Annotated in this window: 8 protein-coding genes; 6 read left to right on the forward strand and 2 right to left on the reverse strand. The window is 66.2% G+C overall.

Features of this window, described 5'->3' with window-relative positions; genetic code table 11:
* Positions 1–128: 128 nt before the first annotated feature.
* The 6 genes from gcvP to ACFDR9_RS22950 all read left to right on the forward strand — a co-directional run bounded on the left by gcvP (position 129) and on the right by ACFDR9_RS22950 (position 9,563).
* Entirely contained in the window at positions 129–3,014 is a 2,886-nt protein-coding gene (gene gcvP, locus ACFDR9_RS22925) for an aminomethyl-transferring glycine dehydrogenase (RefSeq protein ID WP_409032479.1), read from the forward strand.
* A 267-nt stretch (positions 3,015–3,281) separates the two neighbouring features.
* Entirely contained in the window at positions 3,282–3,920 is a 639-nt protein-coding gene (locus tag ACFDR9_RS22930) for an acyl-homoserine-lactone synthase (protein WP_017875123.1), read from the forward strand.
* A gap of 183 nt (positions 3,921–4,103) precedes the next feature.
* Entirely contained in the window at positions 4,104–4,307 is a 204-nt protein-coding gene (locus tag ACFDR9_RS22935; RefSeq protein WP_157406433.1) for a hypothetical protein, read from the forward strand.
* 74 nt (positions 4,308–4,381) lie between these two features.
* Positions 4,382–5,326: an acyltransferase domain-containing protein gene (locus tag ACFDR9_RS22940; protein ID WP_026132495.1), complete on the forward strand. Its 945-nt coding sequence runs from the start codon at positions 4,382–4,384 to the stop codon at positions 5,324–5,326.
* A gap of 235 nt (positions 5,327–5,561) precedes the next feature.
* Complete coding sequence (locus ACFDR9_RS22945) at positions 5,562–6,983, forward strand: carotenoid oxygenase family protein (RefSeq protein WP_409032480.1); 1,422 nt, start codon at positions 5,562–5,564, stop codon at positions 6,981–6,983.
* 45 nt (positions 6,984–7,028) lie between these two features.
* On the forward strand, positions 7,029–9,563 hold the full coding sequence (locus ACFDR9_RS22950) for a DEAD/DEAH box helicase (RefSeq protein WP_409032481.1): 2,535 nt from the start codon (positions 7,029–7,031) through the stop codon (positions 9,561–9,563).
* A 43-nt stretch (positions 9,564–9,606) separates the two neighbouring features.
* On the opposite strand, the gene ACFDR9_RS22955 is transcribed toward ACFDR9_RS22950, so the two are convergent.
* Both ACFDR9_RS22955 and ACFDR9_RS22960 read right to left on the reverse strand, forming a co-directional pair.
* Positions 9,607–10,389 carry an autoinducer binding domain-containing protein gene (locus tag ACFDR9_RS22955; RefSeq protein ID WP_409032482.1) on the reverse strand — a complete coding sequence of 261 codons (783 nt, stop codon included), beginning with the start codon at positions 10,387–10,389 and terminating at the stop codon, positions 9,607–9,609.
* 391 nt (positions 10,390–10,780) lie between these two features.
* Positions 10,781–17,179, reverse strand: coding sequence for an SDR family NAD(P)-dependent oxidoreductase (locus tag ACFDR9_RS22960; protein ID WP_409032483.1), 6,399 nt, complete (start codon positions 17,177–17,179; stop codon positions 10,781–10,783).
* Positions 17,180–17,303: the final 124 nt, after the last annotated feature.

A 17,303-nucleotide genomic window follows, 5' to 3' on the forward strand; every position in this document is an offset into this window, starting at 1 on the left:
CGTACGTAGCGCCACCAACCCCCCCCCCCCCCCCCCCCCCCCCCCCCCCCCCGCCCCTCCCCGCAGCCCTTCCCCACACCTTGCCGCCAGCCCCGCCGCCGGCGACTCCGTCTCTTATTGGCCCCAACATGACCCGCACCAGCCTGACCCAACTTGAAGCCCGCGACGCCTTCATCGCCCGCCACATCGGCCCTTCCGCCTCCGAGCAGGAAGCCATGCTCACGACCCTCGGCTACGCCAGCCGCGCCGCGCTGATCGACGCGCTGGTGCCGGCCAGCATACGCAACCAGGGCGCCCTGCCGCTCGGCCAGTATTCGGCGCCGATGTCGGAGCCGGCCGCGCTGGCGCAGTTGAAGTCGCTGGCGTCGAAAAACCAGGTGCTCAAATCCCTGATCGGCCAGGGCTACTACAACAGCCACACCCCGGGCGTGATCCTGCGCAACATCTTTGAAAACCCGGCCTGGTACACCGCCTACACGCCGTACCAGCCGGAGATTTCGCAGGGCCGCCTGGAAGCCATCCTGAACTTCCAGCAAGTGGTCACCGACCTCACCGGCATGGGCATCTCGAACGCCTCGATGCTCGACGAGGGCACCGCCGCGGCCGAGGCGATGACGCTGATCCAGCGCGTCGGCAAGTCCAAGTCGAACGTGCTGTACGTGGCCGACGACGTGCTGCCGCAAACCCTGGAAGTGGTGCAAACGCGCGCCCAGCCGCTCGGCATCGAGGTGCGCACCTTCGCGCCAAACGAGCTGGAAACGCTGGACAGCTGCTTCGGCGCGCTGCTGCAATACCCTGGCGTGAACGGCGTGGTGCGCGACTACCGCGCCGGCGTCGAGCACCTGCACGCCAACGGCGCCATGGTCATCGTCGCCGCCGACCTGCTGGCGCTGACGATGCTGACGCCGCCGGGCGAATGGGGCGCCGACGTCGTCGTCGGCAACAGCCAGCGCTTCGGCGTGCCGCTCGGCTTCGGCGGCCCGCACGCCGGCTACCTGTCGACCCGCGACGAATTCAAGCGCAGCATGTCGGGCCGCCTGGTCGGCGTCACCATCGACGCCCAGGGCAACCAGGCCTACCGCCTGGCGCTGCAAACCCGCGAGCAGCACATCCGCCGCGAAAAAGCCACCTCCAACATCTGCACCGCGCAGGTGCTGCTGGCCGTGATGGCCTCGATGTACGCGGTCTACCACGGCCCGGCCGGCCTGCTGCAAATCGCCCAGCGCGTGCACCGCTACACCGGCATCCTGGCGGCCAACCTGCGCACGCTCGGCTACGGCATCGCCAACGACACCTTCTTCGACACCCTGACCGTGACAACCGACCGCGCCGAGCAATTGCACGCGGCGGCGGTGGCGGCCGGCGTCAACCTGCGCAAGGTCGACGCCAACCACGTCGGCGTCTCGCTCGACGAAACCGTCACCCGCGCCGACCTGGCGCTGTTGTGGGACATCTTCGCCAACGGCGTCGCGCCGGCGCCGGACTTCGACGCCGTCGAGGCGGGCGTGCAGAACGCCTTCCCGGCCGGGCTGGGCCGCACCAGCGCCTACCTGAGCCACCCGGTCTTCAACCGCTACCACTCCGAGCACGAAATGCTGCGCTACCTGCGCAGCCTGGCCGACAAGGACCTGGCGCTGGACCGCACCATGATTCCGCTGGGCTCCTGCACCATGAAACTCAACGCCACCAGCGAAATGATCCCGGTGACCTGGCCCGAATTTTCCAGCATCCACCCGTTCGCGCCGGACGCGCAAACGGTCGGCTACCGCGAAATGATCTCGCAGCTGGAAGAAATGCTGTGCGCGCTGACCGGCTACGCCGCCGTCTCGCTGCAGCCGAACGCCGGCTCGCAGGGCGAATACGCCGGCCTGCTGGTGATCAAGGCCTACCATGAATCGCGCGGCGAAGGCCACCGCAACATCTGCCTGATCCCGTCGTCGGCGCACGGCACCAACCCGGCCTCGGCCAACATGGTCGGCATGCAGGTGGTCGTCACCGCCTGCGACGCCAGCGGCAACGTCGACCTGGCCGACCTGCAGGCGAAAGCCGAGAAGCACAGCGCCAACCTGGCCTGCGTCATGGTCACCTACCCGTCCACCCACGGCGTGTTCGAGGAAGGCATCCAGCAACTGTGCGAGATCGTCCATTCGCACGGCGGCCAGGTCTACATCGACGGCGCCAACATGAACGCGCTGGTTGGCGTGGCGGCGCCGGGCAGCTTCGGCGGCGACGTCAGCCACCTGAACCTGCACAAAACCTTCTGCATCCCGCACGGCGGCGGCGGCCCGGGCGTCGGCCCGATCGGCGTCGGCGCGCACCTGGCCAAGTTCCTGCCCAACCAGCGTTCCAGCGGCTACCAGCGCGACGCCGCCGGCATCGGCGCGGTCAGCGCGGCGCCGTTCGGCTCGGCCAGCATCCTGCCGATCTCGTGGATGTATATCGCGATGATGGGCGCCGAAGGCCTGACCGCCGCCACCGAAACGGCGATCCTGGCGGCCAACTACATCGCCCGCCGCCTGTCGCCGCACTATCCGGTGCTGTACGCGGGCCACGACGGCCTGGTGGCGCACGAGTGCATCATCGACCTGCGCCCGCTGACCGACGCCACCGGCATCAGCAACGAAGACGTCGCCAAGCGCCTGATGGACTTCGGCTTCCACGCGCCGACCATGAGCTTCCCGGTGCCGGGCACCTTGATGATCGAGCCGACCGAAAGCGAATCGAAGGTTGAAATCGACCGCTTCATCGACGCCATGATCGTCATCCGCTCGGAAATCGCGCAAGTGCAGAACGGCGAATTCGACCGCGAAGACAATCCACTGAAGGGCGCTCCGCACACCGCGGAAGTGCTGACCGCCGACGTCTGGGCGCACAAGTACAGCCGCGAAGTGGCGGCCTTCCCGGTGCCGGCGCTGCGCAAGCAGAAGTACTGGCCGCCGGTCGGCCGCGCCGACAACGTCTACGGCGACCGCAACCTGTTCTGCGGCTGCGCGCCGATGAGTGACTACGAGTAAGCCAGCCTTGCGCGCGCCCGCGCCACGGTAGCGGGCCGGGCGCGCACGCGTCGACGCCGGAACGCAGGCGGACCAGCAGGTCCGGCCTGCGTTTTTTTATGCGCGTTAACGGCCAAGCCGACCTGCGAAAATCCTTGACTTAGCGGTACCTGGGTCCGATCCCGCACCCATGATGTTACTCAAGTGACACAAGTGCTACATAAGCATGTAGTTACAACACCATGGCGATCACTCTATATTCAAGGCTGACAGACAGGAGCGTTCAACATGAATATCGTAGCGGTTAAAAGAGGCAGTCTCTTCCTCTCCATCTCTGACGAACGTAATATGTACCGTTTGCGTCACTCCATGTTTCGCGAAAGATTGGGATGGGACGTACACACGCAGGACGGCATGGAGTTTGATGAATACGACCAACTGAATCCCATGTACATGATGGCCAAGGAGGGAGGCACCTTGCACGGTTGCTGGCGCATGTTGCCGACCACGGGGCCGAACATGCTGCGCGACGTATTCTCAATGTTGCTCGACGGCGAGGCGCCCTGCGGCGAGGACATCTGGGAACTGAGCCGCTTTGCCGTGCTCAAGCAGGATTCCACGGCGTTCGGGCTAAGCACGCTACCGATACAGATGATGCTGCATGTCGTGCGCCTGGCCCGCAAGTATGGCGTAAACCACCTGGTGACGGTCACCACGCCGGCAATGGAACGCATGCTCAAGCACGCCAATATCACGCCGCGCCGGCTCGGTCCGGTGGTACAGATGGGCGTGGCGCGCGCGGTAGCGCTGTGGATCGATGCCAACCACGCCACGGAATCGGCCTTGATGAATGCGATTGCGCAGCGCGAGGAACTGCGTGTCGTGCCGGCGCGTCGGCCTGATATGTCGATAACGATTTACGACTGAACCGCGGCCGCGCAAGGCGCATCTATCCATTGGCTTGGAGAGCAGCGTCTGGCGACGCCGCATATTGGGGGGGTAAAAACTATGGGTTCCCGCTATTACGTATTCGGCGCCGGCTACGCAGCCGGGCAATTGTCGTACATTGGCTTGTGCGACTGCCCGCCGGACCAACACAAGGACGACATTTTGGGCCGCTTGGCGCAAGGTGGCAGCGGCGGTTTGGCGGCTTGGATCGCGGAGATGCGGCGCCGCAGCGAATCCGACCTGTTTGTCATCGAGGATTATTCGACCCGCGCCGAAGCCGAGGATGCCGTCGGTTTCTGGCGCCGTTATTACCGCTGGCTGGGTTTTGATTTGCTTGCTGGCGGCGACGCCGCCATTGCCGAATAAACTGACCACGCCGGCGCGCGGCGCCGGCCTTAGCCTTTGACAGGACGATTATGCCGCCCGCCCCAACCGTTTTCATGTTTTCAGGCCAAGGATCGCACTATTTCCACATGGGCAAAAGCCTGTTTGAACACGACGCCACGTTTCGCCGCTGGATGCTGGACATGGATCAGTTCGTGCGCAACCGCAGCGGCCAAGGCGTGCTCGACACCCTTTACGACGAGCGCCGCGGCAAGGGCGAATCCTTCGACCGGACCTTGCTGACCCACCCCGCCATTTTCATGGTTGAATACGCCCTGGCGCAAACCCTGATCGAGCGCGGCGTCGTGCCGGACCTGACCTTGGGCGTGAGCCTGGGCGCGGCGGCGGCGGCGGCGGTCTCGGGATGCATCGGCGTGGAAGACGCGCTGGAGGCGGTCCTGATGCAGGCCAGCGCGCTGGAGGACCATTGCCAGCCGGGAGGCATGATCGCCATCCTGAGCACGCCGGAGCCGCACCTGCTGGCGGGTCTGCGCGAGCAATGCGAGATCGCCTCCTTCAATTTCCCCGGCCATTTCGTGATCGCGGCACAGCGCGACAGCTTGGCGCCGATCCAGGCGGCCTTGCGCGAACGCCATTTGACGTTCCAGACCTTGCCCGTATCTTTTGCCTTTCATTCGCGCTGGATCGATGCGGCCCGGCCCTGTATCGAGCGGAACCTGGCGGCCTTGCCGCGCAAGCCGGCGCTGATACCGATGGTGTGCTGCGCCCGCGCCGGCGTGCTGACCCAGCTGCCGCAGAATTATTTCTGGAACGTGGCCAGGGAACCGATCCGTTTCCAGCAAACCATCGCCGAACTGGAAAAGAGCGCCCCCTACCGCTACCTTGACCTGGGTCCGGCGGGAACCCTGGCGACGTTCCTGAAATATACGCTGCCGCCCGGATCGGCGTCGACCGCGCATGCCGTGCTGTCGCCATTTGGCGGCGAGCTGCTTAAATTGTCCAGCATCGGCGCGTACGCGCTGACACCGGAAGGGGCGTGACATCCGCACGATGCGGTAACTGGTGACGCGGGCGTCGCGGCGCGCCGTCCCGTCGCCTTACACGCGTGGCGCACCGCAACAATGGCATTTCATCTACAATGCTGATGGCGAGCAACGACCAGCAACGACGAGCATACAAGCGCGAGCATACAAGCGCATTAATCCAATGGCGGACAAGCACGTGCTCGATGACATCTGCGCATCCACCTCATTTTGAAGCCGCCGGCGCCTGACTATGCATAGCAATCCTTACCTGCAAGGCAATTTCGCCCCCGTGGCGACCGAATCGAGCGTCACCGAACTGCGTTTGACCGGCCAGTTGCCGGCGGGTCTGTCGGGCACCTTGTGTCGCGTAGGTCCGAATCCGCAGTTCGCCCCCCGCGACGGCGATTACCACTGGTTTGCCGGCGATGGCATGTTGCACGCGTTCGACATCCGCGATGGCCGCGTGGCTTATCGGAATCGCTGGATACGCACGCCAAAATGGCAACTGGAACATGGTGCGGGACAGGCCCTGTTCGGTACCTTCGGCAATCCTGCGACCAGTCATCCCGTGACAGCCGGCCTGTGCAGTGGCACCGCCAATACCAACGTGCTATGGCACGGCGGACGCCTGTTCGCGCTGGAGGAAGCGCACCAGCCGTTCGAGCTCGACCCCGTGACGCTGGCGTCGAAAGGGCACCAGGATTTCGCCGGCCGCCTGCACGCCCCCTTCACCGCCCATCCGCGCACCGATCCGCGCAGCGGCGCGCTGCATTTCTTTGCCTACGCGGCCGAAGGCGCCGGCACGTCCACCATGCTGGCCGGCGTGCTGGATCCCGACTGCCACTTGACGCGGCTGGAATCTTTCAGCGCGCCATATGCGAGCATGGTGCATGATTTCATGCTGACCGAACACTACGCGCTGTACCCCGTCATGCCCCTCACGGCCAGCATCACGCGGGCCATGCACGGCGAGCCGATGTATGCCTGGAGCCCAGGCAAGGGCACGCATGTGGGTGTGATGCGCCGCGACGGCGCTGAGCGCGGCATACGCTGGTTCGAAACGGGTGATTGCCACGCCTTCCATTTCATGAACGCGTGGGAAGAAGGCGCTTGCATCGTCGCGCATGCGATGCAGTCCGAGCGCGCGCCCGGCTGGGCCGACGAGCATGGCCGCATGGGCGATCCGGCGCGGATGGTGGCGCGCCTGTGCCGCTGGCGGATCGATGTGCGCAGCGGCCGGATCCAACGCGATTATATCGACGATTTGCCGGCCGAATTCCCCCGCTTCGACGAGCGCTATACGGGCATACCCCATCGCTTCGGTTTTTATGCCTGCCATGTCGACGCATTGGTGCGCGATCCGCACCACAATTTGCTGTTTGCGTCGCTGGCGCGGCTTGACCTGGTCAGTGGCGAGCGCACGCTCTACACCCTGCCGGACGGCGACGTGATCTCGGAGCCGGTGTTTGCCCCGGCCGCGGTCGACGCGCCGGAAGGCCAGGGTTGGTTGCTGGCGGTGGCTTGGCGCGCGCGCGAGAACCGCAGCGACTTGCTGATTTTTGATGCACAGGACCTCGCCGCCGGCCCGGTGGCGAGCGCGGCGCTGGCGCGCCGTGTGCCGTTCGGCTTCCACGGCAATTGGCACGCCGATCCACGCCGCTCTGAACAATAGGACAGCAGCGACGCCGTATGAATCAAACACCAATTGCGAGACAGCATGAGTGATACCGCCCACACAGGCAGCGCGTGGCACGCCGCCATCAAACCCCGCGAAACGCTGGGGCGTTTTCGTCCACGCCTGAGTTTGCGTACCCTGAGCCGTGGCGACGGCTTGCTGGGCCTGCGGCCGGGCGGGCTGTTCAGTCCGCGCGGCGGCAACGTGACGGTGGCCCAGATCGACTGGACCTACGTCACGCCCGAAGGGCTGCGCTGGGAAACTCCCGCCCCCACTTCCTTGTACGCCGTCGATGCGGAGTTGACGCAGGAATTGCGCGATGCGCAAGGCGAGTCGCTGCTGATGCGCCGCAACGTCCATGCCGAAACCGACGCGCTGGAACAGATCCGCAACCTCGGCATGCATCCCTTGCACGACGATGCCCTGCAATGGCGCTCCGACGACATGGCGCCGCCGGTACTGGCCTGGTGGTCGCTGGTGCAGGAAGAGTTGTTCGGCGATTTTTGGGCCGACAACCTGCCCAATCTGCAGAGGCAAGGGTGGAGCATCGTGGTGCATCCCGGTTTTGCGCACGAAAGCGTGCCGGTCGAAGCCTGGCGCCTGATCGTCGATCCCGACAGCGGCGAAGTACTCGGGCGGGAAGTGGCTGCGCGCCTGCGCGGGCGCAGCGCCGGCCTGGGCGGCGGTAGCGGCCCGGGCAAAGCCGAATGGTGGTTGCTGACCTTGGGTGTGGATATCGACGGCGAGACCTTCGACCTGGCGCCGATGCTGGCCGACCTGCTACGGCGCGACCAGCGCTGGCTGGACCGCAAGCAAATTGCCGCCATCGACCCGCAGGCGCGCATCTCCTTGCGCGCGCCCGGTGGCAAGCGTATTGATGCGCTCGCGGCGCCGCTCAAGGCCATCGTCACCGCCATGCTCGATCTGCTGACCGATCCAAAGCGCAAGCCCGGCGCGCTGCGCCTGTCGCCATGGGATGCCCAGCGCCTCGACGAGCTGGGCCTGGACTTGCTGGACGCCGACGGCGCTTGCGGCGGCGCGCAAGGCAGCCTGCAATTGCAGGGCGGCGAAGATTTGCGCGCGCTGGCGCAGCGTTTGCGCGGCAGCGGCGAGCCAAAGGCCGTGGCGGCGCCGGCCGGGCTGGGGATAACCTTGCGGCCGTATCAATTGCATGGCTTGGCCTGGCTGCAGTATTTGCGCGAACATCGGCTGGCCGGGATCCTGGCCGACGATATGGGTCTGGGCAAGACGGCGCAGGTGGTGGCCCACCTGCTGGTGGAACAGCAGGCCGGCCGCCTGGACCAACCGGCCCTGGTGGTGCTGCCCACCTCCCTGGTTTTCAACTGGCAAGCTGAAATGCAGCGGATGGCGCCCAGCCTGCGCGTTTTGGCCCTGCAGGGCGCCAAGCGGGCGGAGGACTTTGGCCGCATTGCGCAGCATGACGTTATCCTGACCACCTATCCATTGCTGTGGCGCGACCTCGACGTGCTGGCGCCGCTGCCCTTCCACATGCTGATATTGGACGAGGCACAGACGGTCAAGAACGCGGCCGGACGCAGCGCCAGCGCGGTGCGCCGCATCAAGGCCCGTCATCGCCTATGCATGACCGGCACGCCGATGGAAAACCATCTGGGCGAATTGTGGACCCAGTTTAATTTTCTGATGCCGGGCTTCCTGGGCGACGCGCGCAGCTTCGCGCGCCTGTGGCGCAAGCCTATCGAGGAAAACGGCGAAACCCTGCGCGCGGCCTTGCTGGCGCAGCGCATCCGGCCATTCGTGCTGCGCCGGCGCAAGGAAAGCGTGGCCACCGAATTGCCGCCGAAAACCGAGGTAGTGAAATTACTCCGCCTGGAGGGGCGCCAGCGCGACTTGTATGAAAGCGTGCGGGTGGCGGCCGACAAGCAAGTGCGCAGCGTGCTGCAGCGGCGCGGCTTCACCGGTTCGCAAATCCGTATCATGGACGCGCTGCTCAAATTGCGCCAGGTGTGTTGCGACCCCTTGCTGCTCAAGGGCGAGGCGGCGCCGAAGAGTACCGAACGGGCAAAAGTGGAAATGCTGCGCGACATGCTGCCCAACCTGGTCGCCGAAGGTCGGCGCATCCTGCTGTTTTCCCAGTTCACCGAAATGTTGTCACTGATCGAAAAAGAACTCGACGCCTTGCGCCTGCCTTGGCTGTCGCTGACCGGCAAGACGCCGCCCGCCCAGCGCGGCGCACTGGTGGCGCGGTTCCAGAGTAAAACGGTGCCGATCCTGCTGGTTAGTCTGAAGGTGGGCGGGGTTGGCCTGAATCTGACGGCGGCCGATACCGTGATTATGCTCGACCCGTGGTGGAATCCCGCGGTGGAAGAGCAAGCCATCGCGCGCGCTTACCGCATCGGCCAGGACCAGCCCGTGTTTGTGTACAAACTGGTCATCGAAGGCAGTATTGAGGAACGCATTCTGGAGTTACAGGCGCGCAAATCGGCGCTGACCGAGGGCATTCTCGGCAGCGATGCCGCGCTGGCACCGAAATTCGACGCGGCCGAATTGAATGCGCTACTGGCGCCGCTGGGTTCCAGTCTGGCCGGGATCGCCTGAACGGGCGGCGGCCGCACCCGCCGCCGCCCGGCCCGACCCAAGCTTATATCAAACCGCTGGACAGCGCTTTCAGCACGGCTTGGTGGCGACTGGTGACATCGAATTTGTGCAGCAGGTTGCGCACATGATGGATCACCCCGTGTTCTGAAATGCACAGTACCCTGGAAATTTCCCACGTGCTTTTGCCGGCCGCAATCCACTGCAGCACGTCGTTTTCCCGTTTGGTGAGCCGGGGGCCGGCCGCCTCGCGACCATTCTTGAGGCCGTTCTTGACGATCTTGCTCATCGCCTCGTGCGCCAGGGTGGCCAGCAACGGCCCCCACATCAGCATTTCCCGGATATGGCCGCGCGCTTCGCTGCCCTTGCTTGACATCGCCAGGCTGAGCATGGCGACCCCGCCCTCCTTGTTTTGAATCGGGAATGTGACACCGGTGAGCAAACCGTAATGATGCGCCTCTTCGCGGAAAGCCTGCTGGCTGACGTTGCCATACATCTGATCCGACCAGATAAATGGCACCAGCGAAACGAGCGAATGGGCCACGGTGGGGTCGATGCTCGCATATTCCAGCTTGTCGTATTCCCTGCGCCAGTCGGCGTCGTAGTTTGACTCGATTTTTTCAACCTTGGCGCTACCGGTCCCGCGAAAACGTCCACCATATAAAAAGGAATCGAAACCCAGTACCCGGCTCAGGTGCTGTAGTTCGGCGTGTAGTTCGGCGCTGGTGTTGCAATCGTTAAGCCGCATGACGTTCGACAGGAATTTCGAGCTGTCTAGCGGGCTGGCGTGCGGCTCACGGTGGATCGCTTCATCGCTCAATTTCATCATTTGCTGACTATAAGGAAATGTGGAAAATATCAACCAGAGAGCGCAGGACTGACCACGCCGGCGCAAGACCGCCATACCAATCGTCTAATGTTGCTTGTATTTTAACAGCATGTTCCGGCTTTGTACGCACAAATGAATTAAACGCAAGGCGTCCCGTCCCAAATTGCTTTAGGCCGGGGCCAGCGTCGGCGGGGCGCCGAACAGCGTGCGTCGCAATAGGCCATTGCGCGCCTGTGCGCAAGGACGATGGCCTTTCCAACGCTTGTAGTGTTTGCGGCGTGCGCGCCGCTTGGCGCAAGCAGGCTTGTCGAAGCAAGCCGCTGCGATCCGTCCATGCCTAGCTGGCCCGCCCGCCGGCGACCGTCGAAGGCCGCCGGCGGGCGCGCCGCGCCTACGCGGTTGCCGGCTGGCCGCTCGCCACATGCTTCCCGGGTGCGCCCGCCAGCCGATAAAACGCCTGCATGGCGTCCGGCTGTTCCTGCAACAAATAGCCGGTCAGTTTGGCGATCGACGGGAAGCCAAAAAACACGATCGGCGTAATATCGACACCATAGTGCGTGCTCAGCAGCTTGGCGAAGGTCGCCAGGCTGATCGAATCGAAGCCGAATTCGACCAGGTGCTGGTCGACGTCCAGTTGCTCAAGGGGGAAAGCGAGCAGTTGGTTGACGCATTGCTTCAGGTCGTACTCGATGCACTGCGCCAGGCCCAGGCCGAGCAGCGCCGCGCCGCGGCCGGCGGGCGCCGCCTGCGTCGCCGCGCGCGGCGCCGCCATGGTCGCCGCCGCCGGCGGCGCCGAATGCGCCAGTCCCAGGGAAGGATAGACCCGGTCGCTGCGGCCCACCATCACCATTTGCTGGGCCGTCGGCTGGGCCAGTAAACGCTCGAACATGGCGACGCCCTCCTCGTTGCCCAGCGCCCGTTGGCCGCCCAGCATCAGGAACATCTTGGTCGCGTCGCCATACGCCTGTCCCATGCCGCCATCCTTCCAGAACGGCCAGTTGATGACAATGGCGCGGCCGTGCCGCAGCCCCGCTTGGCACTGGCGGTTGCGATGGTCGGCGTACGCCATCTGGAAGCGGTTGGCGATCGCATAGTCGCAGGTGCCGATGTCGCCCATGATGGCGGACACGGTCGAGAAATAGCAGACGAAGTCGAGCGGCTCATCGCGCAGCACCTCGTCCAGCACCAGCGTGCCGTCGATTTTCGGATCGAGCACCGCCTGGAAGCCGGCCATATCCTGATGCACGATGGTTTGAACGCTGACAATGCCCGCCGAGTGAATCACGCCGTCGATCGATGAAAACTGGTCGCGGGCACGCTGCACACCGGCGCGCATCGCGTCGAGATCGCAGACGTCGGCCTGGATATACAGCACTTTCGCGCCGAGCCGCTCCAGCGCCTCGATGCGCCCGCGCTTCTCCCCGTCGAGCGGAGCGCGGCCGGTCAGCACGATATTCGCCGCCTGCGTCTTGATCAAGTGCTCGGCGAAGACATAGCCAAGCCCGCCCAGGCCGCCGGTGATCAGGTAGGTGGCGCCGGACTTGAGTAGGCTCGGTTGCGGCTGTAGCACGGTCGGACCGATCTTGCACACATGGCGCCGGCCCGCCTCATAGCGCACGCTCTTCATTTTGTCGGCTTGCAGTTCGTTCCACAGCAGCGGCAGACACTCGTGCATGGCCGTGACGGGGCCGGCCAGGTCCAGGCAAACGGCGGCCACCTGGGTATGCGGCAAGACGATGCCGATGGAGCGTTCGAAACCGATCCACGATTCGGCGTAGCAGCGGTCCAGCGGCTCATATTCGCAGCCGGCCAGCAGCAGTCGCCCCACCTCCAGCTTGGTCGAGGCGATGGACTGCAAAATGTAGACGATATGCCGGTAGTCGCGCAGGCAGTCCACATCTTCCAAGCCCCACAGATACAGCATGGCGCCGATCTTGCCATGCGCGTCGCGGATGGCGGCCAATGCCAGCGCGTAGCTGGCCGGATCAGCGGCGTCGATCCAATAGTGTTCGCCCTCCTGCCCGGCCGCCGCGCCTTCGCGCTGCGCCGCGCGCCCGACAAAGACCACGCGCGCTTCAGGATCTAGCGCCTGCACCGCGGCGCCGATGGCGTGCCGGTCCGCCGCTGGCGACGCAAAGCAGACCAGCGTGCCGATCGGGCCGGCGCTGGACGGCGTCGAAGGCTGCTCGTGCCAGAGCTCCTCGAATGTCATCATCTCGTTCCAATCCGGCACGGCCGGACGCGGCACGTCGACCTCGGCCGGCGGCGCCGGCGCCACCCAATAGCGCTCCCGGGAAAACGGGTACGCGGGCAGGCTGATACGCCGCGGCCGCTGAGCGCCGAACAGGCAATTCCAATGCAGCACATAACCGCGGCAATACAGGTCGGCCAGCGCCATCAGCCGGTCCTGGTACTGGCCGGACTGGGCCTGGATCTCCGTGGCGTGCCGCGTCAGCTCGTCCGCGTACTGCTGCAACATGGTTTGCGGCGTAAAGTCGCGCGCCACCGTGCCCACGAAGACATGGGGCAATTTTTCGCCGGCCAGCGCGCGCTCCAGCACCTGCGCCGCGTCGCCGCGGTCGGCGACCACCAGCGCGCAGCGCTGCATGAAATGCTGGCGCCCCTCCAGCAGGGTATGCCCGACCTCGGCCAGGGTACGGTCGGCGTTCGCGTCGTCGCGCAAGTAGGCCAGCAAATCGGCCAGCCTGCCGCGCAAGGCGCTTTCCGTCTTGGCCGACAACACCAGCAGATGATACGGCGCCGCTGGCGCGCCGGCCGGCGCCGCCGCCTCGTGGCTTTGCACCAGCACATGGGCGTTGGTGCCGCTCATGCCGAACGCGCTGACCGCGCCCATGCGCGCCAGGCGATCGCGCGCCGGCCACGGCTTGTTGATTTTGTTGACGTAGAAAGGACTCTGGTCCCAGCGGATGTAGTGGTTCTCCTGGACGCAGTGTAGGCTGGCCGGAATGGTTTGATGACGCATCGCCTGGATCAAACTGATCAAGCTGACCAGCCCCGACGCGGCCAACGTATGGCCGAGGTTGGGCTTGACCGACGTCAGCGCGCAAAAGCCGGTCTTGGCCGTGAAGGACTTGAACGTGTCGTACAGCGCGTTCACTTCCACCGGGTCGCCCAGGCGGGTGGCGGTACCGTGCGTGACGACATAGTCGATGGTTTCCGGGTTAACGCCGCTGCGTTCGTACACCGACCGCAGCAGCGCCGCCTGCGCCGCGCCGCTAGGGGCGGTAATGCCATTGGTCTTGCCGTCATAATTGACGCCGCTGGCGCGGATCACCGCATGAATCGGATCGCCGTCGGCCTGCGCCTGCGACAGGCGCTTGAGCACGACCACCGCCACCGCCTCGCCTGGCACCATGCCGTCGGCGCGCTCGTCGAAGGCATAGCAGCGATTGGCGGCCGACAGCATGCCCGCCTGCGCCATCCTCGCATGGCCGGCATCGGTCAGCATCAGGCTCACGCCCGCGGCCAGCGCCGTGTCGCACTCGCCGGCGCGCAAGCTCAGACATGCCTGATGCAGCGCTACCAGGCCGGACGAACAGGCGGTATTGATAGCCATCGCCGGTCCGCTGGCATTGGTAAAATACGCCAGCCGCGCCGCCAGGATGCCGTTGTGGTTCGAGGTGATACTCGCACCGTCCTGCGCCAGCAACTGATAGTCGCCCTCTTCCACGCCGACAAAACTGCCCAGCCGGCCGCTGCTCATCTGCTGCGCGCCGAAGCCGGCATCCTCCAGCGCGTTCCAGGCCTCCTGCAACAGCAGGCGCTGGCGCGGATCCATGCCCTGCGCTTCCTTGGGTGAAATTTCAAAGAAGAGCGGATCGAATTCGCTCACGCCGGGCACGAATCCACATGACTGGCCGCCGCCATCCTTCCAGCCGCCCGGGCGGTCGTCCGGCACGCCGCGCAAGACGTCCGTGCCGTCCGCCAAAATGCGCCACAGCTCGTCGACGTTGCGCGCGCTCGGAAACCGGCCGCTCATGCCGATGACCGCAATCGGCTCGTCCGCGGCCGCCTTCCGGTCCGGGCGGTAGCCCTGGCGCCGGACGGTTTGCGGCGCCGGCGCGCGCGCCGGCGTTGCGGGCGCGCGGACGGGCGTCGCGCGCGCCGTGGCGTCGGATTCCGCATACAGCAGCGCCAGCGCCGGCGCATGCTCCTGCGCCAGGTGGGCGGCCAGTTTGTCCAGGGTCGGATAGGCGAAAAACGCCGACGGCAGCAACTCGACGCCGAAATAAGCGCTCAGCGCGGAAGCATAGCGCGCCAGGCTGACCGAGTCGAAACCGAAATCGGCCAGATTTTGCTGCCCCCCCATACGCTCGCTGGCGATTTGCAGCAATTCGCCCGCCAGCCGTTTCAGGTCGATCGCCAGGCACTGCAAGGTAGTCAGGCCGCGCATGCCGCCACGCCGGCCAGTTGCGCTGCGATCCCCGGCGCCAGCCGCCGCCGGGGTTGGCGTCGCAGTCGCCGCTGTCGCCGGGGCGGCCTTCGGCGCCGGCGCAAAGAAGCGCTGCAGCCGATCCGGCTGGCCAAACAGCACCAGATGCTGGCACGCCCGCTGCGCCAGCAGGCGCTCGAACAGCGCGATGCCGTCCGCCGTCTCCAGCGCCCGCTGGCCGCTCGATTTCAAGTACAGCTCGGCCGCGCCGTCGGCGCCGCCCATGCCGCCGTCCCGCCATATAGGCCAGTTGATGACGATGGTCTTGCCAGGCGCGCCACGGCGTTCCTGCCAGGCCGCGTGCGCCATCTGGAAGCGGTTGCCCACGGCATAGTCGCATGAGCCGAAATCGCCCAGGATCGCCGCGGCGGACGAGAAGTAGCACAGGAAGTCCGGCGCGTCGTCTTGCAGGATATCGCTGAGCACGAGCGTGCCCGCCACCTTCGGCGCCAGCACCTGTTCGAACCGCGCCAGCGTATTGTCCGGCAAGCTTGTCTTGCCCTCCAGCCCGGCGGCATGGATGGCGCCGTCGATCCGGCCAAAACGCGCCCTCGCATGCGCCAGGCCCTGTTGCATCTGCGTCAGGTCGGCCACATCCGCCTGGACATACACGACCTGCGCCCCCAGCGCCTCCAGTGCCGCCAGGCGGACTTGCAGGCGCGCGTCCGGCGCCGAGCGCCCGCTGAGGATCAGCTTGGCGCCAAACGTGACCGCCAGATGCTGTGCCAGCTGGTAGCCCAGGCCGCCGGCGCCGCCGGTGATCAGGTAAGTGCCGCCTTTTTTCAGCGGCGTCGGCGCGGCGTCGAGACGCGCCAAGCCTACCAGCGGCACATGCCGCACGCCGTCCCGGTACTCGACGCAGTCATCGCCGCCACCCGCCAGCTCGGCCCATAGGCGCTGGCACCACGCGGCAGCGTCGAATGGCTCCTCGCCCAGCTGGCCGACAACGCCCAGCCGGGTCTGCGGCAACACGGCGCCAAGCGAGCGCGCATAGCCGATCCAGGATTCGGCGTAGCAGCGCTCCAGCCCATCCGGGTACGCGGCGGCCAGCAGCACGCGCCGGCAACCCAGCCTGGAACTGGCGAGCGCCTGCAAGGCGTGCACGATGGGAGCGTGCTCGCGGATGCATGCGCTATCTTCCAGCGGCCACAGATACAGCAGCGCGTCGGCCGCGCCGTAGGTGTCGCGGACGGCCGCGAAAGCCGCTTCGTAACTGGCCCGTTCGCCGGCGCTCACCGCATAGGCGTCCGCGCCCGCGCCTTCCGCGGTCCGCGATACAAACACCACGCGGGTGCGCGGGTCGAGCCGGCGCACCGCTTCCCTAACGGCGCGCTGATGCGCCGGCACCGAGGCAAAGCACAGCAGCACGCCGATATCGGCGCCACCGTCCGTAGCCAGCGCCCGCGGCTGCCAGCTTTCCGCGAAGGTCATGATTTCACATGCGTCCTGCGGCGCATGGACGGCCAGCGCGACCGCCGGCTCGCTCTGCTCGTTCTGCTCGGCCTGGTGGTCCTGCATCACCAGACCGACCAGGCGCACGCACAGCTTGCCGTCCGGGTCGCACAGGTCGATATCGAGCCTGCGCACGCGCTCGCCCGGCTGCGCGCCAGCGCTGGTGCGCACCAGCGCCCACATGCTGGTACTGCATTCGCCCAGGATATCGATGCGCTCCAGGCCGAACGGAAGCGGCGCCTTGGCGTCGGCAACGCCCAGCGACAGCCCGATCGGCGCCTGCAGCGCCGCGTCCAGCAGGCTCGGATGCAGCAGGTAGCGGTGCGCCTGCGCCGCCTGCGCCGCCGGCAGTTCCAGCCGCGCCAGTACCTGCCCCTCGCCCACGTACACCGCAGCCAGCGCCCGCTGGGCCGCGCCGTATTCAAGGCCCAGCTCGCCGAGCATCGCGTAGCACTGCGCCGCCGACAGTTCGGCCACGCCGCACGCCGCGCGCGCACCGGCCAGATCGCAATACTGCGCCGCCGCCGGCGCGCCGGGCACACCCGTGGCCGCGCTGTGCAGCACCGTCTCGCCGTCGGCCTCGCTGTAGATTTCGATGCCTATCGTGCCGTCCGCTTCCGGGAACAGGGCCAGGTGCAGCTCAGCCGACGTCCCCTCGCGCAGCGCCAGCGGGCGCGACCAGCTAACATCGCGCAATTGCCAGCCATGCTCGGCCCCGCCCGCCTGCGCCAGCCCGGCGCGCGCCATTTCCAGGTAGGCCAGCGCCGGCATCACGCGCCGGCCCTGGATCACATGGTCGGCCAGGAAGAATTCCTCGCCGCTGAAACGGCTGCTAAAGCGCGGCCCCGTCACATCCGACGTGTTGCGCTGCAATAGCGGGTGCAACCATCCCGCGTCCAGCCCCGGCGCCGCAACCACGGGCGCAACCGGCGCGCAAGGCGCGATCCAGTAACGCTCGCGCGCAAACGGATAGCCGGGCAGGCTGACCCGGCGCGGGCGCTGCGCCCCG

Origin of the sequence: Janthinobacterium sp. CG_23.3, assembly GCF_046115965.1 — a bacterium.
Taxonomy (GTDB): domain Bacteria; phylum Pseudomonadota; class Gammaproteobacteria; order Burkholderiales; family Burkholderiaceae_D; genus Janthinobacterium.